The sequence below is a fragment of the Mycetohabitans rhizoxinica HKI 454 genome, assembly GCF_000198775.1.
GTDB classification, from domain to species: Bacteria; Pseudomonadota; Gammaproteobacteria; order Burkholderiales; family Burkholderiaceae; genus Mycetohabitans; species Mycetohabitans rhizoxinica.
The window spans coordinates 967,529-992,855 of the sequence record NC_014722.1 but is presented as its reverse complement, the minus strand read 5'-3'; the positions used below and the strand labels follow the sequence as shown (position 1 = coordinate 992,855).

At 62.1% G+C, this 25,327-nt stretch carries 27 protein-coding genes; 5 read left to right on the top strand and 22 right to left on the bottom strand.

Annotated features, from left to right (window positions below; translation table 11 throughout):
- Positions 1-8: 8 nt before the first annotated feature.
- The 5 genes from RBRH_RS04610 to pilM all read right to left on the bottom strand — a co-directional run bounded on the left by RBRH_RS04610 (position 9) and on the right by pilM (position 5,445).
- The gene (locus tag RBRH_RS04610; RefSeq protein WP_013434829.1) at positions 9-617 is read right to left on the bottom strand and encodes a shikimate kinase; all 609 of its coding nucleotides are present in this window, start codon (positions 615-617) and stop codon (positions 9-11) included.
- Positions 618-741: 124 nt separating this feature from the next.
- Positions 742-2,565, bottom strand: coding sequence for a type IV pilus secretin PilQ (locus tag RBRH_RS04605; protein WP_083813498.1), 1,824 nt, complete (start codon positions 2,563-2,565; stop codon positions 742-744).
- 140 nt (positions 2,566-2,705) lie between these two features.
- Positions 2,706-3,752, bottom strand: coding sequence for a hypothetical protein (locus RBRH_RS04600; RefSeq protein ID WP_013434827.1), 1,047 nt, complete (start codon positions 3,750-3,752; stop codon positions 2,706-2,708).
- Positions 3,749-4,468 (bottom strand): hypothetical protein, encoded by a 720-nt coding sequence (locus tag RBRH_RS04595; RefSeq protein WP_013434826.1) that lies wholly within the window; start codon positions 4,466-4,468, stop codon positions 3,749-3,751. Before RBRH_RS04595 ends, RBRH_RS04600 begins: the two co-directional genes overlap by 4 nt.
- Entirely contained in the window at positions 4,465-5,445 is a 981-nt protein-coding gene (gene pilM, locus RBRH_RS04590; RefSeq protein WP_013434825.1) for a pilus assembly protein PilM, read from the bottom strand. Before pilM ends, RBRH_RS04595 begins: the two co-directional genes overlap by 4 nt.
- Positions 5,446-5,672: 227 nt before the next feature.
- On the opposite strand from pilM, the gene RBRH_RS04585 reads away from it, so the two are divergent.
- Positions 5,673-8,081, top strand: coding sequence for a penicillin-binding protein 1A (locus tag RBRH_RS04585; protein WP_013434824.1), 2,409 nt, complete (start codon positions 5,673-5,675; stop codon positions 8,079-8,081).
- Positions 8,082-8,132: 51 nt separating this feature from the next.
- Here RBRH_RS04585 and cyaY read toward each other — a convergent pair whose 3' ends face one another.
- Positions 8,133-8,468 carry an iron donor protein CyaY gene (gene cyaY, locus RBRH_RS04580; RefSeq protein WP_041753273.1) on the bottom strand — a complete coding sequence of 112 codons (336 nt, stop codon included), beginning with the start codon at positions 8,466-8,468 and terminating at the stop codon, positions 8,133-8,135.
- Positions 8,469-8,503: 35 nt separating this feature from the next.
- Here cyaY and lptM point away from each other — a divergent pair, with 35 nt between their 5' ends.
- Both lptM and lysA read left to right on the top strand, forming a co-directional pair.
- Positions 8,504-8,833, top strand: coding sequence for an LPS translocon maturation chaperone LptM (gene lptM / locus RBRH_RS17050; protein WP_083813431.1), 330 nt, complete (start codon positions 8,504-8,506; stop codon positions 8,831-8,833).
- A 3-nt stretch (positions 8,834-8,836) separates the two neighbouring features.
- The gene (gene lysA / locus RBRH_RS04570) at positions 8,837-10,099 is read left to right on the top strand and encodes a diaminopimelate decarboxylase (protein WP_013434821.1); all 1,263 of its coding nucleotides are present in this window, start codon (positions 8,837-8,839) and stop codon (positions 10,097-10,099) included.
- 84 nt (positions 10,100-10,183) lie between these two features.
- Here lysA and ccsB read toward each other — a convergent pair whose 3' ends face one another.
- From ccsB to RBRH_RS04555, 3 genes are read right to left on the bottom strand one after another with little or no spacing between them, the layout of a single operon-like run.
- On the bottom strand, positions 10,184-11,431 hold the full coding sequence (gene ccsB, locus RBRH_RS04565; protein ID WP_083813497.1) for a c-type cytochrome biogenesis protein CcsB: 1,248 nt from the start codon (positions 11,429-11,431) through the stop codon (positions 10,184-10,186).
- A gap of 5 nt (positions 11,432-11,436) precedes the next feature.
- Positions 11,437-13,713 (bottom strand): cytochrome c biogenesis protein ResB, encoded by a 2,277-nt coding sequence (locus RBRH_RS04560; RefSeq protein WP_041754152.1) that lies wholly within the window; start codon positions 13,711-13,713, stop codon positions 11,437-11,439.
- 37 nt (positions 13,714-13,750) lie between these two features.
- A complete protein-coding gene (locus RBRH_RS04555; protein WP_041753269.1) occupies positions 13,751-14,410 on the bottom strand; it encodes a c-type cytochrome in 660 nt (219 codons plus the stop codon).
- 201 nt (positions 14,411-14,611) lie between these two features.
- On the opposite strand from RBRH_RS04555, the gene yihA reads away from it, so the two are divergent.
- Both yihA and hemB read left to right on the top strand, forming a co-directional pair.
- A complete protein-coding gene (gene yihA, locus RBRH_RS04550) occupies positions 14,612-15,280 on the top strand; it encodes a ribosome biogenesis GTP-binding protein YihA/YsxC (RefSeq protein ID WP_041753267.1) in 669 nt (222 codons plus the stop codon).
- Between the two features lie 212 nt (positions 15,281-15,492).
- Entirely contained in the window at positions 15,493-16,494 is a 1,002-nt protein-coding gene (hemB, locus tag RBRH_RS04545; protein WP_013434816.1) for a porphobilinogen synthase, read from the top strand.
- A 257-nt stretch (positions 16,495-16,751) separates the two neighbouring features.
- Here the strand turns inward: hemB and dsbD are convergent, their stop codons facing one another.
- From dsbD to rpsE, 13 genes are all read right to left on the bottom strand, one after another.
- Positions 16,752-18,617, bottom strand: coding sequence for a protein-disulfide reductase DsbD (gene dsbD / locus RBRH_RS04540; protein ID WP_013434814.1), 1,866 nt, complete (start codon positions 18,615-18,617; stop codon positions 16,752-16,754).
- A complete protein-coding gene (cutA, locus tag RBRH_RS04535) occupies positions 18,610-18,960 on the bottom strand; it encodes a divalent-cation tolerance protein CutA (protein WP_013434813.1) in 351 nt (116 codons plus the stop codon). The genes dsbD and cutA overlap by 8 nt, the downstream gene beginning before the upstream one ends.
- A gap of 156 nt (positions 18,961-19,116) precedes the next feature.
- A complete protein-coding gene (gene rplQ / locus RBRH_RS04530; protein ID WP_013434812.1) occupies positions 19,117-19,512 on the bottom strand; it encodes a 50S ribosomal protein L17 in 396 nt (131 codons plus the stop codon).
- A 165-nt stretch (positions 19,513-19,677) separates the two neighbouring features.
- Positions 19,678-20,655 carry a DNA-directed RNA polymerase subunit alpha gene (locus RBRH_RS04525; protein WP_013434811.1) on the bottom strand — a complete coding sequence of 326 codons (978 nt, stop codon included), beginning with the start codon at positions 20,653-20,655 and terminating at the stop codon, positions 19,678-19,680.
- Between the two features lie 133 nt (positions 20,656-20,788).
- Positions 20,789-21,412 carry a 30S ribosomal protein S4 gene (gene rpsD / locus RBRH_RS04520; protein WP_013434810.1) on the bottom strand — a complete coding sequence of 208 codons (624 nt, stop codon included), beginning with the start codon at positions 21,410-21,412 and terminating at the stop codon, positions 20,789-20,791.
- 148 nt (positions 21,413-21,560) lie between these two features.
- Positions 21,561-21,965: a 30S ribosomal protein S11 gene (rpsK, locus tag RBRH_RS04515; RefSeq protein ID WP_013434808.1), complete on the bottom strand. Its 405-nt coding sequence runs from the start codon at positions 21,963-21,965 to the stop codon at positions 21,561-21,563.
- A gap of 28 nt (positions 21,966-21,993) precedes the next feature.
- Positions 21,994-22,359 carry a 30S ribosomal protein S13 gene (gene rpsM / locus RBRH_RS04510; RefSeq protein ID WP_013434807.1) on the bottom strand — a complete coding sequence of 122 codons (366 nt, stop codon included), beginning with the start codon at positions 22,357-22,359 and terminating at the stop codon, positions 21,994-21,996.
- 34 nt (positions 22,360-22,393) lie between these two features.
- A complete protein-coding gene (gene rpmJ / locus RBRH_RS04505; protein WP_041754149.1) occupies positions 22,394-22,510 on the bottom strand; it encodes a 50S ribosomal protein L36 in 117 nt (38 codons plus the stop codon).
- Between the two features lie 20 nt (positions 22,511-22,530).
- Positions 22,531-22,749, bottom strand: coding sequence for a translation initiation factor IF-1 (gene infA / locus RBRH_RS04500; protein WP_041753265.1), 219 nt, complete (start codon positions 22,747-22,749; stop codon positions 22,531-22,533).
- Between the two features lie 11 nt (positions 22,750-22,760).
- Positions 22,761-24,095, bottom strand: a complete 1,335-nt coding sequence (secY, locus tag RBRH_RS04495) for a preprotein translocase subunit SecY (protein ID WP_041753264.1) — start codon at positions 24,093-24,095, stop codon at positions 22,761-22,763.
- A gap of 44 nt (positions 24,096-24,139) precedes the next feature.
- On the bottom strand, positions 24,140-24,574 hold the full coding sequence (gene rplO / locus RBRH_RS04490; RefSeq protein ID WP_041753262.1) for a 50S ribosomal protein L15: 435 nt from the start codon (positions 24,572-24,574) through the stop codon (positions 24,140-24,142).
- A 26-nt stretch (positions 24,575-24,600) separates the two neighbouring features.
- Positions 24,601-24,783 carry a 50S ribosomal protein L30 gene (rpmD, locus tag RBRH_RS04485; RefSeq protein WP_041753260.1) on the bottom strand — a complete coding sequence of 61 codons (183 nt, stop codon included), beginning with the start codon at positions 24,781-24,783 and terminating at the stop codon, positions 24,601-24,603.
- Between the two features lie 15 nt (positions 24,784-24,798).
- A complete protein-coding gene (gene rpsE / locus RBRH_RS04480; protein ID WP_013434800.1) occupies positions 24,799-25,317 on the bottom strand; it encodes a 30S ribosomal protein S5 in 519 nt (172 codons plus the stop codon).
- Between the last annotated feature and the right edge of the window lie 10 nt (positions 25,318-25,327).

Genomic DNA, 25,327 nt, shown 5'->3' with positions numbered 1-25,327 from the left:
GGGGCGGCTTAACAAGCATTATCATGGGGCGGCAGGGCATCCTGCGGTGCGTCGCAGTCGGGCTGCGGGCGGATGCCGATCATTTCCAGTTGCATAAGTACCATATTGACAAGACCATTGACGGTGGGCCGTCCGGTTTCAATCACGAAATGGGCGCATTCACGATACAGCGGATCCCGCAACGCGAACAGCGATTCCAGCTTGCCGCGCGGATCGTCGGTTTGCAGCAGCGGCCGATTCTTGTCGCGACGGGTGCGCAGCCACAAGTCATGTGGCGTGGCGCGCAAATAAATGACAATGCCGCGCGCATGCAGCCACTCACGGTTTTGGGGCCGCATCACTGCACCGCCGCCCGTCGCAAGGACCAGACCTGGACGGCGCGTCAACTCGTCGATGATCGCCGATTCCCGGTGGCGGAAGCCATCCTCCCCCTCATGCTCGAATATCACAGGAATGCGCGCGCCCGTACGGACTTCGATTTCGTGGTCAGAATCGACGAAGGGGCGTGCGAGGCGACGGGCGACAGCACGACCGACCGTCGTCTTTCCCGCCCCCATCAATCCGATGAAAAAAACGCTGGCGTTTGCCGTCGCGTCGAGCAACTGTGTCATTGACATGAATCTACTGGTCCGTTGTGCAGCTTAATTGCAAACGTCGTGGTTTGTCGAGGCCGCAGCGCAGTACCTCTGTACTTGTGGAACCGGCACACGCATCGCGACGGCGACGCGGACGGTTTGCGCATCACTCCTCATGCTGCCCCTCGGTTTCGTGTGCGTCCTGCTCGGCGGACTGTGACGGATCCGCCTCGGCAGGCCATCGTGAAGGCTGTAATGAGTTCGCTTCGGTTGGCTGCAACGGGCCCGTTTCAGCAGGTTGCGGCGGGCCAGCGTCGGCTCCCCGTGAAGGATCCGCTTCGGCACCCTGCAACGGATCCACTTCGGCACTTTGCAAAGGATCCGCTTCGGCAAGCCGACGCTGGCCCGCTTCGGCGCCGCCGGGCCGTGGTGTGGCGCCACCAAGGTCCTGATGTCGCGCCCCGGGCGCAGTTGCCTGCAGTCCAGTAACGACCGTGGGAGTAATCAATATGATTAACTCACTGTGACGGTCACTTCGGATCCGATGCCGGAACAAAGCGCCGATCAGCGGGATATCACCCAGGATGGGCACGCGGGCCTCATCTTGCCGATCGTCCTGGGAATAAATACCGCCAATGGCGACCGTGCCGCCGTTTTCGACCTCCACGCTCGTTTGCACCCGCTTCGTATGGATCGCCGGCCCATGCAACGTCTCAGAGCCAACACTGTCTTTAACAATGTCGAGGTCCAGTATCACATGTCCGCGAGGCGTGATGCGCGGCTCGACTTCAAGCTTGAGCGTCGCACGCCGGAATTGTACCGCGCTACCCCGCTGGGTACGGGTCTGGTACGGTACTTCGGCTCCCTGCTCGACCACGGCTTTGAACCGATCCGCGGTGATCACGCGCGGGCTTGATACCACGCGGCCGCGCCCTTGCATCTCCAGTGCATTGAGTTCGATATCGAGCAACCTCGATACCGACGCGCTCAGCAGCCCAATGCCCGCGCTAGCCGGCGCAAACCCGGAAAGCGGAGCCGCCAGTAGATCGACCATCGGCCCCCGCAGTCCCGCCCCGGTGTTACCCTGAGACGCCATCTCGCCACTGGATGTCGGGCTATCGCCGCCGTCGCGCTTGAGCATCGCGACTCGTGCACCCAGCGCGCGGGAAAATCCATCATCCGCCTCAACGATCCGCGCCTCGATCAACACCTGCCGGGTCGGCCGGTCGATTGCCTGGATCAGCGACGCGATGTCGGCCAGCCGCCCGGGGACATCGGTGACGAACAATTGATTGGTACGTGAGTCGGCATTCGCCGCGCCGCGGCTGGACAACAGCCGCTGACTGCCCGATGCGCAGATCATCGTGCGCACGTCTTCGGCCCGCTGATAATGAAGCTCGAACAGGCGGCTAGCCAGCGGCTCCAGTTGCAATCGTTTCGCGCGCACCTCCAGCAACGCGCGTTCTCGCGCCGCAATTTCGGCCGCCGGCGCGATCCATATCACATTGCCGCGTCGCTCCATTTCAAGTCCGTGCGCTTGCAGCAGCGCAGCCAGTGCATGGGACCATCGCACGTCGACCAGATGCAGCGACACTTTTTTGCGAACCTTGTCGCTGACGATGATGTTGGATCCCGTGAATTCGGCGAAGGCGCTAAGTACCGTACTCAGTTCCGCGTCACGAAAAGTCAAGGAGATCGGCCTGGCCGCATCCGCACCATCGTGCACGTTTGCGTCGGAGCGCGAGCCGCTACGCGCGGCCGGTGGGGAGGCAGATGGCCCAGCGCCATCCCACGCGCTGACCTTCGGCGCCGGCAATAGCGTCTGCGCGGGTATGGGCCCGGAGGCGGGTGTGGTGAGCCCGGGCGTGGGTGTAAGTGTAGGTGTGGGAGTGGACGCAAGCCTCGGCGCGAGCCCAAGGCGAGCTGCCGGCGCCCCCGCCGCCATCGCCGCGCTCGGCAGTTGCAGCATGCGCGCATCGTGCTCGGCCATGGCATGTGACACAGGCCGCCCTGTGGCCAACGAGGCGCGAGCATCAGCCAGCGCCCCGGCAAGCCCGACAAGCGCAATGCCCAGCATGGTGACGAAACACCGCGCCGCCACGCAACGCATGTTGCCGAATCGAACGCTGCTCACCCGTAGCCCTCCGCTGATAGCGCCAATGGTCCATGATCGCTGCGCCCGGCTTCCCAGGCCGCGTCGTCGGCAATAGTTCCCGCCGAGTCAGTGCCATCGCCTGGGGCAGCCGGCAGGCGGGGTTTGATTGCATCGACCACGGCGATCCGGTGCGACCCGCTCCATATCGTGCCGATCCACACCGATGACGTGACCGATGCCATGCGAGGCTGGAATGCCCGGGAACCACTAAAAGGATCCGGTGGCAACGGCGAAGGTAGGTTGCCGGCACGCCTCTGGTCGGCATCGACATCTCGCTCGGCAGCGACATCCTTGCTGGCATCAAGCGCGCGAACGGCGTCCGCCGCCAGGCTGCGCGCCGGCAACGGCACGCGGGACTCGTGTCCCCCCTCGCAGCCGCAGCCCGCTGCAGCGAGACCGGGTCCACCGCGCATGCCATATAGCGTCAACAGGGCGCGCAACGACAGTTGTCCACCGTCCACTTTCAGCTGAACTTCGTCGGGTACCGCGATCACCGGCAGCGTGCTCAATGAACCAAGAAAGGACCACGCGCCGATAAAATCGCCGGATGCGGCCAGCCTGGCCGTCTGCCGGGCAACTGCTTGCGCCCCCTCGCCTCGGTGTTCGCCCACCGCGAATTCGGCAACAGGCTCGACGCTGTCGAGTAACAGGCCCGCACGTGCTGCCAACGTGTCGATCCGTTGCATGTGCTGTGCGACGTCCGGATCGATTCGCCCAGCACGCGCCTGTTCCAATTGGCTCCTGAGCGCGGGCAACGCACTGATTTGCCGATGGGTTTGCGCAGTCTTTGCACGCAGCTCAGCCACCGCCACGGCCTCGGCACGCATGCGCTCGTCGCGCAAGGATTGCGACACATACAGCGTGCCGCTAAACGACAACGCGGCCAACGCCCCTATCACGATACGGAACGGCATGGCCGGCCACTGCTCCAGCGGCCGCGCCGCCAATGCCCGCCACGACACAAGCAGCGCCGCCTGACCGCGTAAGCTGTATGGGACAGCGTCGATTGTGTGCGTCATCATGAGGGCGCTCCAGCGTCGACGAACTGCTCCACACCTCGCGCAGCAACACGCTGCTCATGCGGCGATGCCGGCGGCCGCGTACCGGCGTGGGTCAACCGTGCGGTAAAGTCGAACGCGCCAGCAGGCGTGGTGCGGCCTGTGCCGGCGGCCTCACGATCAGGCGGCACGCGCCGAAACGACAGGACGCTGGTCGAAACCACGCCTGGCGCATGCCGCAATTCATTGAGCCATGCGGATAAAGCAGGCTGGCCAGTGGCTTGCCCGCTGACGAATGTCTCGTCGCCGCGCCGACTCAGTTCGGTCAGGCGTACGTCATGGGCTGCGGCTCTAGACAGGCGGTCAAGCAACGCGAGCAACTGGTCCCTACGCACCGCGCGCTGTGTCGCGTGCTCGCAAAACGCGCGGTAGGCACCCAGCTCGGCCTGCAGGCTGGCATGCTCGGCCATCGGAATCGCTGCAGCCGCAAGGTCACTTTCGAGCCGTTGCCGGTTCTGCTCAGCCGCGATGTCATTGCGTCCAGCGGCGGCCGCCACGATCGCCGCGACCCCAACGCCGCCCAACGCGGCACATGCCGCACCAAACGCTCTGCGTTGACGCATTCTGCCTCGGCGCCGCGCGCGATAGGGCAACAGGTTAAAACCGCCCAGGTCGCCAAGCAGCAACGCACATGCCGCGCGGCAACGCCCGTCACGCGTCCTTGCTGACACGCCGCTCATTCGAGCACTCCGCGCATCGCGAGCCCGAAGGCGACGGCATACGCCGGACTGTTGCTGCACGGTTGTGCGGCGATCAATGCACGGCAAAATGGCGCACACCGGAATAGCTGCGGATCGCATCCGAGTGCGCCGCGCAACGCATCGAAATCGAGGCCCGCGGCCGCGATCGCGGCGACCTCGCCGCTCACCACGGCACCCGAGAGGTCATCCGAGGCCAGCGCGTCACGCAGCGCGTCCAATATCGGGCCCCGATGCCCGGGTAACGCATGCCACTCGCGCCGTACCATCGTGCCGCGCAGCAGCCATGCATACACAGTGCCACCACCGGCCCATATCGCGCACCAGCAACAATCGGCGGGCAACACCAGTGCCCCCTGCAGCCGGCACGCACGCAGTGCAGCCGCAGCTTCGCCGTCCACCGTACTGAGCACGATGTTCGCAGCCGCTGCGGTGGCGATCCGTATATCGAGCCAATCACGCGAAGCGGCGGTGATCGTCACCGCGTCGGGATCATCATCCCGATCCGCCATGAGCCAATCGACGACGATCGACGATGGATCCACGCCAAACAGGCGTTCGGCCTCGGCCAGCACTGCCGGCTCCAATTCGTCGAACGCGGCGCAAGCGTGCTGCGCCGAAGCGAGGCCAGGCGTGCGACGTGCCAGCTCGGCGAGCGAGGTCACGCCCGTGTAGGTCACCGCCGGCGGCAACGCCATCGCGTATCGCACACTGGCGAGAGACCGCCGTATCGGAATACCGTCGCGCAATACGCTCAATGCCCGCGACACGCATTCGGGCCGCAGGATTTCGGCATCCTCCACCACACCCGCCGGCAGCGGTTGCGCCGCCAGGTGCTCAACGCGCACGTCGGCGCCGTCAGCCAGCCTGCGGCTGGCCACCGCCATCCGGATTTCCGACGGCGTAATGTCGATTCCCGCCGCGAACCGGCGCCCAATGGACAATAAAGCATTCTGCATGTTCCCTCCCTTGCTGCGCCGCGTCGGCCGAAAACCACTCCGGCTCTGCGCTCAACGAAGCGTGCAGACATTGTTGCGAGCCGCGCCGCCGCCGAACATTCGGCTGATTGGCCAGCGGCGGCTCACTCACGCCACGTCGCGCCCACAATAGGCATCGTTGCGGATAAGGCGAGCAGTCATGTCAGCACGCCCCGCTATAATCGCGAGTTCGTGTTTTTGGTATTCCCATGCAATCGACGACGCCTGACGCCTCTCCTCCTCCGGCCGGCCCAAAGCGCAAGCGCGCGCTATGGTGGCGGGCTCTGCTCGCGCTGGGCACCCTGCTGATCGGTACGATACTGGCGCTGGTGCTGGTACTGTGCTACGCGACGCTCGTCGCCGAGCGCAACCTTCCATCGTTGGACGCATTGACGGACTACCGGCCCAAGGTGCCACTGCGCATCTATACGGCGGACCATGTGCTGATCGGCGAATTCGGCGAGGAACACAGGCGTATCGTGCAATTCGACGAAATCCCGGAGGTGATGAAAAAGGCCGTGCTGGCGATCGAGGACTATCGCTTCTACAATCATGGCGGCGTCGACCTGACCGGCATCGTGCGCGCCGGCGTGGCCAATTTCACCCGCGGCGGCAGTGCGCAAGGCGCCAGTACGATCACGATGCAGGTGGCGCGCAACTTCTTTTTGTCCAGCGAGAAAACCTACACCCGCAAGCTGTACGAGATGCTGCTCGCGTATAAGATCGAGTCGGCGTTGACGAAGGATCAGATTCTTGAGGTCTACATGAATCAGATCTATCTCGGGCAACGGGCGTACGGTTTCGCTAGCGCGGCGCGCGTGTATTTCGGCAAGGATTTGAAGGACGTGACGCTCGCTCAGGCGGCCATGCTCGCCGGGCTGCCTAAGGCGCCATCCGCCTACAACCCCGTGGTCAACCCCCGGCGCGCGAAGATACGCCAGGAGTACATCCTGCAACGTATGCTCGAGTTGCACTACATCAGCGCGGAGCAATACGATGCGGCGGTACACGAGCCGATCGTGCTCAAAACGGTGAGCACGCCGTACAGCGTGCACGCGGAGTACGTGGCCGAGATGGTGCGGCAGTTGATGTACGCGCAGTATCGCGACGAGACTTACACACGCGGCTTCGAGGTGGTGACGACGATCGATTCGGCGGACCAGGAGGCCGCATACCGCGCCGTGCGCAAGGGCGTGATGGACTACGACCGCCGCCACGGTTACCGTGGGCCGGAAGGGTTTATCGAATTGCCGCAAGATGCCGCCGAGCGCGAGCAGGCAATCGAGGACGCATTGCTCGAACACCCGGACAACGGCGAACTGGTCGCCGCCGTCGTCACGCAAGCGGGCCCGCACGAGGTCAAGGCTACGCTGATCGACGGCAACACTGTCACCATCCAAGGCGATGGGCTGCGCTTTGCCGCCGCGGCCTTGTCCGGGCGCGCGCAGCGGAACCAGCGCATCCGCCCCGGATCGATCATCCGGATCACCAAGGCCGCGGACGGTGCGTTCAGCATCGTGCAGTTACCCCAGGTGGAGAGCGCGCTCATCGCGCTCACGCCGCAGGATGGCGCGATCCGCGCACTGATCGGTGGCTTTGATTTCAACAAAAACAAATTCAATCACGTCACGCAGGCGTGGCGCCAACCCGGTTCGAGCTTTAAGCCGTTCATCTATTCGGCCGCGCTGGACAAAGGGCTGGGTCCGGCGACGATGATCAATGACGCGCCGCTGTACTTTGCGCCGACCACGCCTGGCAGCCATGCGTGGGAGCCGAAGAACTACGGCGGCAGCTACGATGGGCCGATGACAATGCGCACCGCGCTGCAGAAGTCGAGGAACCTCGTATCGATCCGAATCTTGGGCCATATCGGCACACACTACGCACAGCAGTACATCACGCAATTCGGCTTCGACGCCGATAAACACCCCGCCTACCTGCCGATGGCGCTCGGCGCGGGGCTCGTCACGCCATTGCAGATGGCCGCCGGCTATGCGGTGTTCGCCAACGGCGGCTACCGGATCAATCCCTACCTGATTGCCGAGATCACCGATGCGCGTGGCGCGCTCGCCGCGCGCGCGCAGCCGGTGGTGGCCGACCAAAATGCGCCGCGCGCGATCGATCCGCGCAATGCGTACATCATGAACAACCTGCTGGTCGGTGTCGCACAGCGCGGAACGGGCGCCAAGTCGAACGTGCTCAAGCGCGTGGACATCGGCGGCAAGACCGGCACGACCAACGACTCGCGCGACGCCTGGTTCGCCGGCTACCAGCACACGCTGGTCGCAGTCGCATGGATCGGCTTTGACAGCCCGCGCAGTCTAGGCGATCGCGAAACCGGCGGCGGCCTCGCATTGCCCATTTGGATCGACTACATGGGCCGGGCACTCAAGGGCAAGCCCACCTACACCATGCCCCGCCCACCAGGCATCGAGGATATCGGCGGCGAACTGTACTACGCCAACATGATGCCGGGCTCAGGGTTCGTGGCGACAGTCGGCGTACCTGCCTCGGCGCTGGCTGAGGAATCGGCGAGCGCCGCCTCGGACTCGGGTGTCAACGCGAGCGTGAACGAATCCGAACGACAGGACATCATGAACCTGTTCAAGGGCCAGTGAGCACGCCGCACAAGCGCGGCGCGCACTCAGCACGGTGCACCGCATGCCGGCTCACGACGCGCGCGCTAGCGTGACCGGCTGGCCCGCATGCTGCGACACCGCGGCGGACAACGTCGCAAAAAACTCGGTTGACGTGCGGGTATCGCGCCACGCGCCGTCGACATACTTGAAGTGATACCCACCGGACTTCGCTGCGATCCAAATTTCCTGCATCGGTGGCTGCAGGTTCACAATGATCTTCGAGGCGTCGTCGAATTCGAGCGTCAGCACGTTTGCGCTGCGCTCGCATTCAACGTCGATGCCCGCCTCATCGGCCGCGTCCTCGAGTGCCGTTTGCACGGCGTTGAGCGTCTGTTCGGCCAGCTCCAGGTATTCGGTATCGGTCATGCTAAACTCCACCGGTTAGATTGACAGGGTTTGTCATGCGTGTCGTTTCAGGGTTGTCGGGCATTGTAGCGGGTCCGCGCGCACGTGCCGGCGCGGTGTCGTATGGTATCGTGGCCTGGGGAATCGCCGTGCTCGCGGGCTGTGGACAGCGTGGCCCGTTGTACTTACCCAGTGTGCCGCCGCTGCCTGAACGGCCGGCCTTCATCGCACAACCGGCGTCCACCACCGCTGCATCGTCGGCCAGCAGCGCCATGGGCACATCCGCGACGCCATCCCTCGACGACCCATCGCAGCGCGGCCTTCGGATCGCGCCAAACCTGTCCGTTCCGCGCTCTGCCTCCGGTACGGCCCAACCTGCCCGCTGATTCATGGTCAATGCCTTCGCCTACGTCGATGCTCAACTGCACGTTGAACGCGTACCCGCCGGCCAGCTCGCCGAACAATACGGCACGCCGCTCTACGTCTATTCGCGTGCTGCGCTGACCGACGCCTACCAGGCCTATGCGGGTGCGTGCACCGGCCGCCGCGCCAAGGTCCATTACGCGGTCAAGGCCAACAGCAACCTTGCCGTGCTGAATGTGTTCGCCCGCCTGGGCGCCGGATTCGATATCGTCTCCGGCGGCGAACTCGCGCGGGTGCTCGCCGCTGGCGGCAAGCCGCACGACGTGGTGTTTTCCGGCGTCGGCAAGAATGCAGCCGACATGCGCATGGCGTTGGAGGCGGGCGTGCGGTGCTTCAACGTCGAGTCGCTGGCCGAATTGGCGCGGCTGAACCAGATCGCCGGGGAATCAGGCCGAATCGCACCGATTTCGCTGCGTGTGAACCCCGATGTCGATGCGAAGACTCATCCGTATATTTCGACGGGTCTGAAGGCGAACAAGTTCGGCGTCGCCTTCGACGATGCGCGTGCGGCGTATCGCACGGCGCTGGGCATGAAGCATGTGCGCATTGCGGGCATCGACTGCCATATCGGCTCGCAAATCACCGAGATTTCCCCCTACCTTGATGCCATCGACAAGGTACTCGAGTTAGTCGCGCAAGTCGAAGCAGACGGCGCGCCAATCGACCATATCGACGTCGGCGGCGGCCTGGGCATTCGCTACGATGACGAAACGCCACCGAACATCGGCACATTCGTGAAAACAATACTGGACCACTTCGATCGGCGTGGACATGGCCATCGTGAAATCTGGTTCGAGCCTGGCCGTTCGCTAGTCGGCAATGCGGGAATCTTGTTGACCCGCGTCGAATACTTAAAGCCGGGAGCGGTCAAGCATTTCGCGATCGTCGATGCGGCGATGAACGACCTCGCCCGCCCCGCCATGTACGACGCGTATCACGCGATCGATGCGGTCGCGCCGCGCGATGGCCGGCCGCCGGTGACCTACGACATCGTCGGCCCGGTATGCGAGAGTGGCGACTGGTTGGCTCGCGATCGGTCACTCGCGCTGGAGCCCGGCGACCTGCTTGCGATACGGTCAACTGGTGCGTACGGATTCGTGATGAGCTCGAACTACAACACCCGTCCCCGGGCCGCCGAGTTGCTTGTGGACGGCGAGCAGGTGCACGTGGCCCGCCGACGCGAAACGCTCGCGCAGTTGATGGACGGCGAATCGGTGCTACCCGACTGACCGATTCCTATTTTTATGCAATGCGGCCGAAAAAACCGCCGGTGTGCGGCGGTCGCAATGCGGGTCATCACCGTACAGCGCCGCCTAGAGTTGGCCGTAGCTGTGCAAGCCGGACAGAAACAGATTGACGCCGAGGAACGCAAAAGTCGTCACGAGCAAACCGGTCAACGCCCACCATGCTGCTGGCGCGCCACGCAACCCTTTCATCAGCCGCATGTGCAGCCAGGCCGCGTAATTTAACCAGACGATCAACGCCCAAGTTTCCTTCGGATCCCAACTCCAATAGCCCCCCCAAGCCTCGGCAGCCCACAACGCACCAAGGATGGTCGCGATCGTGAAGAAAGCGAAGCCGACCGCGATCGACTTATACATCATGTCGTCCAGCAATGCGAGCGAAGGCAGTCGATCGTCCAGCATGCCGCGCTGCTTGAGCAGATAAGCCACCGATACCATTGCCGACAACGCGAAGCTGCCATAGCCGATGAAATTGGCCGGCACATGGATCTTCATCCACCAACTCTGCAACGCTGGCACGAGCGGCTGAATGTGTTGCGCGTCGCGTGATATTGAGTACCACATTAGAAATCCGACGGCCGCGCTGATCACTAGCAGCACGAATGCACCCAACGCCCGCGTACGGTAATGCGATTCGTAATAAAGATAAAACAGCGCAGTGATCAGGCAGAACAGCACGAACACTTCATACAGGTTCGAAATCGGAATGTGGCCGACATCCGGGCTGATTAAGTACGACTCGTACCAGCGCACCATCATCCCCACGAATCCCATCAATACCGCCGCCCACGTCAGCTTCGAGCCGATCGCGCCGCCCGAGGCCGAGCGCGTCAGCGTGCCGATCCAGTAGAACACGGTCGCGATGACAAACAGCGCGCTCATCCATAGGATCGCCGACTGGCTCGACAGCAGGTACTTCAGGAAAAACGTCGACTCGGACCGTGCCAGGTCGCCGCGATACAGCACCACGCCGGACAGTGCCAGCACCGCGATGCCCAGCGCCAGCCATCGAACCGGTTTCCAGCGCCAGCCCAGCACAATCAACGCCGGCACGGTCCCGCACAACACGCCGACGTCATACCCGTTCATGTATGCGTGATAGTGCGACAGCGCAAAGCCCGCGCCCACGATCACCAGCAACGCGAACAACCCGTCAAGCAGCGTCAGGCGGCGCAGCAGCGCACGGGTATCGAAGTCTGGTCGCCCGGCCCGCGGCCCCTCAACCGACGCAGTGGCTTGGGCGGCGCACGGCGGGCATGACGCCGTATCCAACGCTGAGGCCCGGGCGGGCCGGGAAGACGAATGAGTCAAATCCATGATCTTCACTTTTGCGGGGATCGCAAGGTTGGTGCCGACGTGTCACCCGTTTGCGACGACGGTGCGTCGTCGCCGGCATCAAACGAATGCGTATCGGCATGGGACGTGGCAACATGCGACGGGCCGGCATCGAGCGGCCGTACACCCAGCGCCGCGCCCAGTGCGTCGCGCACGCGCGCGTATTCGCTAGCAAAATCGAGCGTTCTGCGGGCCGTGGACATGGCCATCAGGACGCGGGTGCCGCCGTGCGGTCCCTCGGGCTTGAGCCAGATCCACAGGCGGCGTTCGCGCACGTAGAACATCGCAAAGATGCCCAGCACGAGCAGGATGCTGCCAAGATACACGAGAGACTTGCCGGGCGCGCGGGTCAGCTGAAACACCGACGCCTGCACCTGCTCGAAGGAGTCAAGTTGCAGGTACACGGGCGCACCGTAGAAAAAACTGTCCGACAACGCATTCATGGCGCTTTGCATGAAGCGCATGTTATCGGCGTCGGGCGGCGCGGGCGGCTCCCCGGCGCGCTCCCGTGCGATCTGCCACACTTCCCAGATCGCTCCTTCGAGCATCCGCAACAGCAACTCGGCTGCTTTTTGCTGCTCCGCGCTCGGCACCGAATGGTCAATGAACTCGGCCACGGCCTGGAATCCGCCGCTCTGGGACGTGCCGGCGGGCATGCCATCGGTGCGTGCGCCGCCGGCGAACAGGTTCAGCACGCGCGCGGCGCTGTCGCACAAATGGCTCTGCAATTCGCTACTGCCGGCCGACGGCATCGACCGTACGGCGAATCGGCGCGCCGCCTCGTCGCGCACGATGGGATCCGCCAGCGCTGCGCGCAGCCGCATCCACTCATTGACGGAGCCGGCGTTGTCCGCCGGAATGCGCAAGTAGCGAAACGGATCATCGGGACGACTGCGCATGCCTGCCAGAAACAAGCGCTGGCCATCGATCAGCACCGGCAGCATGTAATTATTATATTCATGCGCCTGCCCGTTCTTGTCGCGAATCTTGAACTGCACGGACGGACCGACATTGCGCAGCTCGACCGGTTTCGAGGTCTTCGCGCCCGATCCCAACCGTTCGTCAAACGCCTGTTTGAGCGATTGATGCGATACGCCGCGCGCATCCTTCTGCCCGGCGCCGTTCGAAACATTCTCGACATTGATGGCACGAAAATCCGTGAACTCGACGGTGTCGTCCTGCCCGAGCGATCCCAGCGGCATCGATTCGCCGATCGTACCGTCAAGCGGCACGGGCTGGCTGCCAGTGCCGGTCATCGGGTAAGCGATCATGCGCATCGTCGAGCCCCCATCCTGAAAACTGGATTGGTAGATAGCCACGCCGTTGTAGACGAACGGCTTGTTGACTTCGACACGCGCCGGGATGCGCTTGCCGCTGTCATGGTCGACCACGACGATGTCGCTGGCGAACAACTTGGGCATGCCGGTCGAGTAATAATCGACGATAAACTTATTCAACTCGATCGAGAATGGCAAATCCTGAATCAGGGAACCATTCTGCTGGTTCAGTATTGCCGTGGACACATGCTGGCCTTCCGGCACCCAGGCATAGCCCCGAAAGGTTGGATTGGACGCCGACAACCGGTGCTCCGCGCCAATCTGGCTGATCACCTGGTTGGACTGCACAGGGGTCTTGTTGAATAGCCACATTTGCAGCTTGATCGGTAGGTTGCTGTCAAGCAGCCCGCCGAGGCAAATCACGACGATCGCCAGATGGGCAAAGATATAGCCGAGCTTATTGAATGCGCCACGCTTGGCGGTGATCAGCGTCGCCACCCCGTCTGGTTCGTCGCACGGCACGGTCCGCATCTGATAGCCGAGCCGGCGCACGAGCGCGCCGAGCGTCTGCGCCGCCTGCTCCCGGTCCATCGTTGCCACATACTCCGCGTTGTGGTGGAATGCGCGCAAGCTGCCCTCGCGCACGCGCTCCTTCCAGCTTTTCATGTCGGCGATCATCTTCGGCGCATTGCGGATCACGCACAGCGAGATCGACACGATCAGAAACGCAAGAATTAGCAGGAACCACCACGCGCTGTACATCGTGTACAACCTGAGCGCGCGGAAGATGTCGGCCCAGAACGGACCGAACTGGTTAACGTAGTTCGGGTAGGGGTCTTCCTGCGTCAGTACCGTGCCGATGACGCTCGCGATCGCAAGAATGACCAGCAGGCTGATCGCAAAGCGCATCGAGCTGAGTAGCTCGATCGCGTCGCGCACGATTCGATGTCCGGTACGAATCTGCACGCCCGACGTTGAAACACTCAATTCACACTCCATTGGGACGCTGCCCGCCAGCGCCGCATTACCGCAAGCCGCTGATGTAGTCGGCCACCGCCTTGATCTCATGATCGCTGAGCCGCGCCGCGATCTGGCTCATCGGCACGTTGTTGTTGCGCGTGCCTTGCGCGAACGCCCTCAATTGCGCGATCGTGTAGTCGCTCCACTGCCCGGCCAGGCGCGGATACTGCGCCGGGATCCCGGCGCCGGCGGGTCCATGACAACCCGCACACGCCGGCACGCCCTTTTCTGGGATGCCGCCGCGCCAGATTCGCTGGCCCACCGCCACCAGCGCGTTGTCGCGCGCGAAACCGAGCGTTTGCTGCTGCGACGCGAAATAGGCCGCCACGTTCGCTGTGTCCTGGTCCGACAGCGCAGCGGCAAAAGGGGCCATCACGTCGTTCTGGCGCTCCGGTTGCTTCGCCCCCGGCTGCGTCTTAAAATTGATCAATTGCTTAACGGTGTAGTCCGCGTGCTGTCCGGCAAGCTTCGGGAATGCCCCACCCACGCTGTTGCCGTCCGTGCCATGACACGTCGCACACACCTGGGCGGCAATGGCTTGTCCCCGATTGAGGTCCGGCTTTGCCGGCGCATCCGCCGCGCCTGCCAACCCCGTCCATCCCGACACCGCACCGATTCCTGCCAACATTTGAAGCACGACCACAGACTTGCTCAATCGGTTCATTCGCACACCTTGTTTCGTCTTGTAGGAAAGAGAACTGAGGTTCTGCAACAAACGACGGTAGGCAGCCTCCGGCGACCCGGCGGGCACGCATTGGATCGTCAGTGAACCGTCGCATTGTACAATAACGCGCTATTCGCGTTGATGCCAGCCCGGGGTTGCCCGGCCACTGCCCTTGCATTGCGCCGCCCTGTTGGTGATCCCATGCCCTTGTTACATCAGTCCCGTTTTTTTACAACCGTCAACCATCTGCGCGACCTGCCCGCGACGATACAGCCGGAAGTGGCATTCGCCGGCCGCTCCAACGCCGGCAAGTCCACGGCGATCAATGTGTTGTGCAACCAAAAGCGGCTTGCGTTCGCGAGCAAGACGCCCGGGCGCACCCAGCATATCAATTACTTTGCAATCGGGCCGGCGGATGCGCCCGTTGCGCATCTGGTAGATCTGCCCGGGTACGGATACGCCGAAGTGCCTGGCGCCGCGAAGGCGCATTGGGAGGCGTTACTGAGCACCTACCTGACGACGCGGCCGCAGATCCGCGGCCTGATCCTCATGATGGATTCACGGCGGCCATTCACGGAACTGGACCGACGCATGGTCGAGTGGTTCGGCGCGACCGCGCGGCCGATCCACGTGCTGCTGACCAAATGCGACAAATTGACGCGCCAGGAAAGCACGAATGCCCTGCGTGCCGCGCAAAAAGCCGCCACCGCTTACCAGGCTGCCGGTCTGCGCAGCGAGATCACGATACAGCTGTTCTCGGCTCTCAAGCGCATCGGCCTAGACCAGGCTCACACACAGCTGGAGCACTGGTTGGCACCTGACGCCGCCTCACAAGCGGATGCGCAGTCCGACCCCAATGCGGGCGAATAGGCATAAGGCACCGGTCAATGAGGCGCCGATAAAAAAACCCGCCGTCATGCGGCGGGTCAACAGCCTAATCGTAGAACGACAGGCACCCGCCCAGGGAGGAGAAGCGGGGAGTTCCGCACATCGTGCGGCACTCGCTCGGTATGATATACCAATGGCCTGAAAAGTTTTGGGCATTGCCATCTGTCCGATAACCGACTCGAATACGCATCCCTATGAGCTTCTTTCCCCAATACCGTCCACGTCGCATGCGTCGCGATGATTTCTCGCGCCGCCTAATGCGTGAGAACCACCTGACGACGGATGATCTGATCTACCCAGTATTCGTCGTCGAAGGCACGCAGGTTCGCCAACCAGTGGCCTCATTGCCGGGCGTCGAACGTACGTCAATCGATCTGTTAATGGGTGTGGCTGAACAATGTGTCAAGGCCGGCATTGCGGTGCTGTCGTTGTTTCCGGCGATCGAACCCTCGCTGAAGACGCCAGACGGACGGGAGGCGAGCAATCCCGACGGGCTGATCCCGCGAGCGGTACGCGAGCTTAAGCGCCGCTTTCCCGAGCTTGGCGTGCTGACCGACGTCGCGCTGGATCCGTACACGAGCCACGGACAAGACGGCGTGCTGGATGAGCATGGCTACGTGATCAACGACGTGACGTCAGCACTGCTTGTCGAGCAGGCACGCACGCAAGCACAGGCCGGCGTCGATATCGTGGCGCCATCGGACATGATGGACGGCCGGATCGGCTCGATCCGCGCAATGCTCGAGAACGAAGGCCATATCCATACCCGGATCATGGCTTATGCGGCCAAGTATGCGTCAGCATTTTACGGTCCTTTCCGTGACGCGGTCGGCTCGGCGGCCAATCTAGGCAAGGGTAACAAGATGACGTACCAAATGGACCCGGCCAATGGCGACGAAGCACTGCGCGAGGTCCAGTTGGACATCGAGGAAGGCGCGGACATGGTCATGGTCAAGCCTGGCATGCCGTACCTGGACATCGTATATCGGGTGAAAGAGGCCTTTCACTTTCCAACCTATGCGTATCAGGTCAGCGGCGAGTACGCGATGCTGAAGGCCGCCGCACAAAACGGCTGGCTGGATCACGACAAGGTCGTTATGGAGTCGTTGCTGGCATTCAAGCGGGCTGGCGCGGATGGTGTGCTGACCTATTTTGCACTGGATGCGGCCCGTATCCTGCGGGAACAGCGTTGCTGATGTCGCCCCGCCTCGCATGGGCGCGATCCAACCCATCCAACCTGAGCAATCCAGCAGGCGCGATCCAGCGGGCGCGACCAGACGGAGCCCTATCCAGAGGAGTCGCTCCCGCAACGGTGATCCGGGGGCGCAATTGGGTGGGGACGATCCGGCGGGGCCTATTCACGGTAGGCAGTCCAGCGCCGGTGATCTAGCAGCGGGTCCCGCCTATGGCATGCTCCAGCATCACGTCGCCAGCAGCGCCCGCTCCAAGTCTCTTAGCCGGCGATAGGGGACGGGGCACCGATCAGGCGATCTAGGCTTTTCAGGAAAAGCTCCGGCGACTGATAGCCAACGACTCGAGCCAGTTCTCGGCCTTGGGCGTCGAAGAAAATGATTCCGGGCGGCCCAAACAACCGAAAACGCCGCAGCAACGCCTGGTCGTCGGCGCTGTTCGCCGTCACATCGGCACGCAGCAGGCGCATCGACGCCAATTTCGTCCGCACACGCTCGTCACTGAACGTGAACTGCTCCATTTCCTTGCAACTGGTGCACCAGTTCGCGTAGAAATCCAACATCGCCGGCCGCCGCGCCGCGCCCAGTGCCTGATCCAACTGTGCCGTCGACGTGACCGGGGTAAAGGTAGGTAGAGTGACGGCGATCGTTGCTGCCGTCCCGGACCCGGTTCGCGCGCCGGCAAAGACAGCGAGCGGTCTGAGCGGATCCGACGAACCAGCGGCCACCCCAACCAACAGCGCGACAGCCCACACGACAAGCGCCGCGGCCAGGCCCTTGCCCAATCGCGCCCCAATCGATACCGTGCCGGTCGAGCGATCAAAAAGCCGCAGTAGCGCTGCCGTGAACATCAACCACAGCGCCGCCAGCGACATCGAGATCGTGCCGGGCAACACCGGTGTCACGAGCCACAGCGCGACGGCCAGCAGCATCATGCCGAAAATACGCTTGACGGCGTCCATCCAGCGACCCGCGCGCGGTAGCAGCGTGCCGGCCCCGATCCCAACGACCAGTAGCGGCACGCCATTGCCGAGGCCCATCGCGAACAGCGATGCGGCCCCTACGCCGACGTTGCCGGTATGCGCGATGAATAGCAAGATTGCAGCCAGCGGCGCGGTCATACATGCGCCGACGACGACAGCTGACAACGCCCCCATGATAAAGACGGCTGCAAACCGCCCCCCCGCCTGGCGCTGCGACAGCGCATTGGCGCGGTCCTGCAGCCCCTGTGGCAACTGAATATCCCGACCCGCCAACAACAGGCACCCCATCCCCGCGATCAGTATCGCAAAGACACCGAGCACCCACCGGTTCTGCAACCACGCCCCGAGACTTTGGCCGATCGCCGCAGCCGCTACGCCGAGCAACGCGTACACCAGCGCCATACCAAGCACATAGGTCACGGACAGCGTGAAGCCGCGCGCGCGCGTCACGTGCGCCCCTTGGCCAACAATGATCGATGACAGAATCGGAATCATCGGCAGCGAGCAGGGAAACAAGCTCAACACGATGCCACCGGCAAAGAAGAACGCCAGCACGGCAAATAATCCGTCCTGTTGCAACACTGCCTGCGCATCGTCGGCGCTGAAGAAGCGCTCGATTAACGGACCCGCTCGTGCGCTGCCGTCACCGGTCGCCGTCGCACCTGCCACGCCAGCCTTTACTGCCGGGCCGCTCAGATGCACGACGTGCTCGGCCGGCGGGTAACAGATCCCCTGGTCCGCGCAGCCCTGCGACGTCACAACAAGATCGAATGCGCCACCCGCGCGGCTAATGGGCACCGTGACGACAAGCTTGCCGCGGTACGTCTCGACGTCCTGATTGAAGGTTGGGTCGAACTTGATCTTGCCAGGCGGCAGCTGTGGCGCCCCCAGCGTAGCATCGCCCGACTTGACGGCAAACGCAAAGCGTTCACGGTACAGGTAGTAGCCGTCGGCAATGCTGAAATGCAACTCGACCGTCCCCGGCTTTTCGACCGAGCTAAACTGAAACGCGTCTTGTGGATCGAGAAACGCGTCGCTCGCCCACGCGGCGCGAAACGCCAGTGCTATCCACAGCACCGCGATAATCAGCGCGATCCAGGTCAACCATGACGCAGCAGCCGAACGTTTGAAAGACGAACTAAACATGTATCGGACGTGATGTCTCCGTGTCGACCCACAACGCGTAGGCAGGCGACGACGCAGCGGACCAGGACAGAATCTCCGGCGTCTGATACGGATGGTTTGCGGCAATAAACTTTTCTAAATCGAGCGCACGCGCCACCGCCGTCTTGAACAACAGCGGCACCTCGTCCGCGTGTTCGAGCCCACCTTGCCAATGATAGACCGAGTGCGACGGCGCAAGCTGCGTCACACAGGCCGCTAACCGCGCGTCCAGTACGGCGCGAGCAAGCGTCGCCGCAGCCTGGGCATCGGGCAATGTCGTGAGCATCAGAATGATGGTCGATGACACACGTTCCTCCGGCATCATTAAACGATGGGCGACAGCCTACCGGGCACGCCGCCTCTACTGCGATATCGTAACACTCGTGCGCGATCGTGTTTGTGCGCCAAACCAGCCTCCGGGGTGCGCCACATAAAGAAAAAGGCCAAGCTGAGCTTGGCCTTTGATTTGCTGACGCAGCGCTTATTCGCCTTCTGCCACTTCCGCTGCTTCGTCGACGACCGGACGGTCAACCAACTCAACCAGCGCCATCGGTGCGTTATCGCCAACGCGGAAGCCGAACTTCAGGATCCGCAGATAGCCACCCGGGCGCGTTGCGTAGCGCGGACCGAGCACTTCGAACAACTTCGATACCGACTTGTCGTCACGCAACCGTGCGAAGGCAAGACGGCGGTTCGCGACGGACGGCTTCTTGCCCAGCGTGATCAACGGCTCGACAACCTTGCGAAGCTCTTTTGCTTTAGGCAACGTCGTCTTGATGACTTCATGCTCGATCAACGAGTTCGACATATTACGGAGCATCGCCAAGCGGTGGCTGCTCGTGCGGTTCAGTTTCCGCAAACCGTGACGGTGACGCATTTCAGTTTCCTTGATTCAGAGTTTTGATCCAGCTCTTCTATTGCGCGACTCGATACGAGATACGAGGAACGTGCACGGGCCGGTACGGGATATGACAAGACGCGGATTTTAAAAGAATATCCGCGCCATTGCCAGTTCATTACAACGGGCAGCAACGCCCGCCGGTTACTTGTCGAGGCCAGCCGGCGGCCAATTTTCCAGCTTCATGCCGAGCGTCAAGCCACGCGAAGCGAGCACTTCCTTGATCTCGTTCAACGACTTGCGGCCCAGGTTCGGCGTCTTCAACAACTCGTTCTCGGTACGCTGGATCAGGTCACCGATATAGTAGATGTTCTCGGCCTTCAGACAGTTCGCGGAGCGCACCGTCAGCTCGAGATCGTCGACCGGACGCAGCAGGATCGGATCGATCTGCGGTGCACGCGACGGCGCTTCAGCCGTCGTTTCGGTGCCTTCCAGTGCCGCGAACACGGACAACTGGTCGACCAGGATACGAGCCGATTGACGAATCGCTTCCTCCGGCGAAATCACACCATTGGTCTCGATGTTCATTACAAGCTTGTCCAGGTCGGTACGCTGCTCAACCCGTGCACTCTCAACCGCGTAGCTGACTCGGCGAACCGGCGAGAACGACGCGTCGAGCACAATGCGGCCGATGACCTTTGCGCTTTCGTCGCCATAGCGGCGCACGTTGCCCGGCACATAGCCACGACCCTTCTCGACCTTGATCTGCACGTCGAGCTTGCCGCCTTTGGAGAGATGGGCGATAACGTGCTCTGGATTGATGACCTCGCAATCGTGCGGCACTTCGATGTCACCGGCGATCACCACACCCTCGCCTTCCTTGCGCAGCGTGACGGTCACTTCATCGCGGTTGTGCAGCTTGAACACCACGCCCTTGAGGTTCAACAGCAGGTTGACCACGTCCTCTTGCACACCGTCGAGCGTCGAATACTCGTGCACGACGCCGGCGATCGTCACTTCGGTCGGCGCATAGCCGATCATCGACGATAGCAAAACACGCCGGAGCGCATTGCCCAAGGTGTGACCATAACCGCGTTCAAACGGCTCCATGACCACTTTCGCGTGGTTGTCGCCAAGCGAATCCACTGCGATGATCTTGGGCTTCAACAAACTGGTTTGCATAGGTTTTCCTTTTCAATACCCTCGGCTCGTTACACCGATAAGGCTGACCGGTGACAACCTGAAAAACGAACAGCCGAGCCACCGGCGCACACGGGCGCACCCGCGCGGACAAGCAGCTCGGCCGTCGATACGATTAGCGCGAGTACAATTCAACAATCAGGCTTTCGTTAATGTCGCCGGCAATGTCGCTACGCTCCGGCACGTGCTTGAAGGTGCCTTCAAACTTCTTCGCATCGACCGACACCCAGCCCGGGAAGTTGTTCTGCTCGGCCAGCGACAACGCCTCTTGAATCCGTGTCTGCTTCTTCGCTTGCTCGCGCACAGCAACCACGTCGCCGGCTTTCACCTGCAATGACGGGATGTTCGCCACTTGGCCGTTCACGGTGATCGCCTTGTGGCTGACCAGCTGACGCGCTTCAGCGCGCGTCGAGCCAAAGCCCATGCGATACACGACCGTGTCCAGACGCGACTCGAGCAGTTGCAGCAGCGTTTCGCCGGTGTTGCCCTTGCGGCGATCGGCTTCGGCGAAGTAACGACGGAACTGACGCTCGAGCACGCCGTAGATCCGCTTCACCTTTTGCTTTTCGCGCAGTTGCAGACCGTAGTCGGACGTGCGGGCGCCCGACGTACGACCATGCTGACCCGGCTTGCTGTCGAGCTTGCACTTATCGGCGAGCGAGCGACGCGCGCTCTTCAGGAACAGATCGGTGCCTTCGCGGCGGGACAGTTTTGCTTTTGGACCGGTATAGCGTGCCACTTTGCAATTCCTTAACGTTGATTCACGCGGGTCTGGCCGATCCGCGCTAGTTCGCGCCCTTTGGGCCGAACGGTGGACTTAGTCGATAAACTCAATGCAGCGAGCCTGTTGCCGTGCGCGGCAACAGGCTCCAATACACTTGCCAGCATCAGATGCGGCGGCGCTTCGGCGGACGACATCCGTTGTGCGGCACCGGTGTCACATCAGAAATCGAGGTGATTTTAATGCCAAGGCCGTGCAGCGCGCGAACCGCCGATTCGCGACCCGGACCCGGACCCTTGATCCGGACCTCGAGGTTCTTCACGCCATACTCGACCGCGACGCGGCCGGCCGACTCGGCGGCAACCTGCGCAGCGAACGGGGTTGACTTGCGCGACCCCTTGAACCCTTGACCACCCGATGTCGCCCACGCCAGTGCGTTGCCCTGACGATCCGTGATCGTGATGATCGTGTTATTGAACGACGCATGGACGTGCACCACGCCCTCAGCGACGTTCTTTTTGACCTTCTTGCGAACGCGTTGCGCCGCGCTGCTGTTCGAAGCCTTAGCCATTACGTTTTCCTGTAACTGTCAGTTCCGCTTACTTCTTCAGCGCTTGGGCTGCACGACGCGGACCCTTACGGGTACGGGCGTTCGTGCGCGTGCGCTGACCGCGCATGGGCAGACCCTTACGATGGCGGACGCCTTCGTAGCAACCGATGTCCATCTTGCGCTTGATGTTCATCGTCACTTCGCGGCGCAAATCGCCCTCGACGACGAACTTCGCGACTTCATCGCGCAGCTTTTCGAGATCCGCGTCGGTCAGTTCTTTGACCTTCTTCGAAGTGTCCACGCCAGCGGCCACACAGATCAACCGTGCGCGCGAGGCACCAATACCGAGAATCGCCTGCAGGCCGATCACGGTGTGCTTGTGAACGGGGATGTTAACCCCTGCGATACGAGCCATTGTTTTTCCTCAAACAAAAAGCGCAAGCGTGGCCTTAGCCCTGGCGCTGCTTGTGACGCGGATCCGAGCTGCAAATGACGCGCACGACGCCCTTGCGCTTGATGATTTTGCAATTGCGGCAAATGCACTTAACCGATGCCATCACTTTCATGATATTACCCTTTTTCTCAATCACTTCGCCCGGAACACGATCCGCGCACGAGACAGATCGTAAGGCGTCAATTCCACCGTTACCCTGTCGCCCGGGAGGATCCGGATATAGTGCATCCGCATCTTTCCGGAGATATGTCCCAACACGACATGGCCGTTTTCCAGTTTGACCCGGAATGTTGCATTAGGAAGGTTCTCAATGACCTCACCTTGCATCTGAATGACATCGTCTTTGGCCATATTCCTTGTGCTCAACGCATCGGGAGGTTGCCGCCCTTGAAATTGGCTTTCTTGAGCAGCGATTCATACTGTTGCGACATAACGTACGACTGGACCTGCGCCATGAAGTCCATCGTCACGACGACAATGATCAGCAGCGAAGTGCCGCCGAAGTAGAACGGCACGTTCCAGCGCAGTACCAGGAATTCGGGCAAGAGGCACACGAATACGATATAGACCGCACCGGCTAGCGTCAGACGCGTGAGAATCTTGTCGATGTAACGCGCAGTCTGCTCACCCGGGCGAATCCCCGGAACAAAGGCACCGCTTTTCTTCAGGTTGTCGGCCGTTTCCTTGCTATTGAACACTAACGCAGTGTAGAAGAAGCAGAAGAAAACAATCGCCAACGCGTACAACATCACGTACACCGGTTGCCCCGGCGCCAACGTCGACGCTAGGTCATGCAGCCAACGCATATTTGCACCGGAGCTGACCCAGTTCGCGATCGTCGCCGGCAGCAGAATGATCGACGACGCGAAAATCGGCGGAATCACACCCGACATGTTCAGCTTCAGTGGCAGGTGCGACGACTGACCACCATAGATCTTGTTACCGACTTGGCGCTTCGCATAGTTCACAAGGATCTTGCGTTGCCCCCGTTCGATAAACACGACCAAATACGTGACCGCGGCAATCAGCACGACGATGATAATCGCCGAGATGATGCTCATCGAGCCCGTGCGCACCAGCTCGAACAACCCGCCGATCGCGTTCGGGAAACCCGCCGCGATACCACCGAAGATAATGATCGAAATCCCGTTGCCCAAGCCGCGCTCGGTGATCTGCTCGCCGAGCCACATCAGGAACATCGTGCCGGTCACCAGCGTCACTACCGTCGTGAGCCGGAACATCATGCCCGGATCGATCACCAGGTTGGGCTGATTCTCAAGCGCAACCGCGATACTGAACGCCTGGAACGTCGCCAGCGCCACCGTGAAGTAGCGCGTGTACTGGGTGATCCTGCGCTGACCCGCCTGCCCTTCCTTCTTCAGCGCTTCCAACTGCGGGGACACGATCGCGAGCAGCTGCATGATGATCGATGCCGAGATGTACGGCATGATCCCCAGCGCAAACACCGTAAACCGCGACAGCGCGCCACCCGAGAACATGTTGAACATGGCCAGGATGCCGCCGGACTGGCTTTGGAACAGCTTGGCCAGTTGGTCAGGATCGATTCCCGGCACCGGGATATGCGCGCCGATCCGGTAGACGATCAACGCCAGCAGCAGGAAGACCAGCCGCCGGCGCAGATCGCCGTACTTCGGCCCACTGCGTCCAGTCTTTGCGAAAGTCGGGCTGTTAGCCAAGAACCTTCTCCGTAGCAAATCCGAGTGACTGCGTCTGCAACGACTTACTCAGCAAACGAACCGCCCGCAGCTTCGATCGCAGTGCGCGCGCCCTTCGTGGCACCCAACCCCTTGATCGTGACCTTGCGCTTGATCTCGCCGGTCGCAATGATCTTCGCGCTCTTGATCAGCTCACCCACGAGGCCCGCTTGCTTCAGCGCCAGCAGATCGATTTCGTCGACCGGCAGCTTCTCCAGGTCGCCCAGACGCACTTCACCAACGAACTCCTTCGTCAGCGACGTGAATCCGCGCTTGGGCAAGCGGCGCTGCAACGGCATTTGACCGCCTTCGAAGCCCACCTTATGGAAGCCGCCCGAACGCGACTTCTGACCCTTGTGACCACGGCCCGCCGTCTTGCCCAGGCCGGAGCCGATGCCACGACCGACGCGACGCTTTGCGTGCTTCGAGCCTGCAGCCGGCTTCAGGTTGTTCAGTTCCATCTTCACTCCTTAAGCTCGTGTCGCGCTTAGCCGATGACCTTGACGAGGTACGAAACCTTGTTGATCATGCCGCGCACCGCCGGCGTGTCCTGCAATTCGCTCACCGAGTTTAGGCGACGCAGGCCGAGGCCGCGCACCGTCGCGCGATGTGTGTCGCGGGTACCGATCAGGCTCTTGACGAGCTGGACCTTGACAGTTTTTCCAGACATGGTGACCACCCCGCCTTAACCCAAAATTTCTTCGACGCTCTTGCCGCGCTTAGCCGCAATATCGGCTGGCGTGGACTGGCGACGCAGACCGTTGAGCGTGGCGCGAACGAGGTTGTATGGGTTCGTCGAACCGTGGCTTTTCGCCACAACGTTCGTCACGCCCATCACCTCGAACACCGCACGCATCGGGCCGCCGGCAATCACGCCGGTACCTTGCTTGGCCGGTGCGAGCAACACCTGCGACGCACCGTGCTTGCCGTGCGCCTCATGCTGCAGCGTGCCGTTCTTCAGCGGCACCTTGAACATGTTGCGGCGAGCCTGCTCCATCGCCTTTTGGACGGCGACCGGTACTTCCTTGGCCTTGCCCTTGCCCATACCAACCCGGCCATCCCCGTCGCCAACCACCGTCAGCGCGGCGAAACCGAGAATCCGGCCACCCTTCACGACCTTGGTCACACGATTGACCGAGATCATCTTTTCGCGCAGGCCATCGTCGCGTTCGTCGGCCTGAACCTTCGCTTGCATCTTTGCCATGACGAATCCC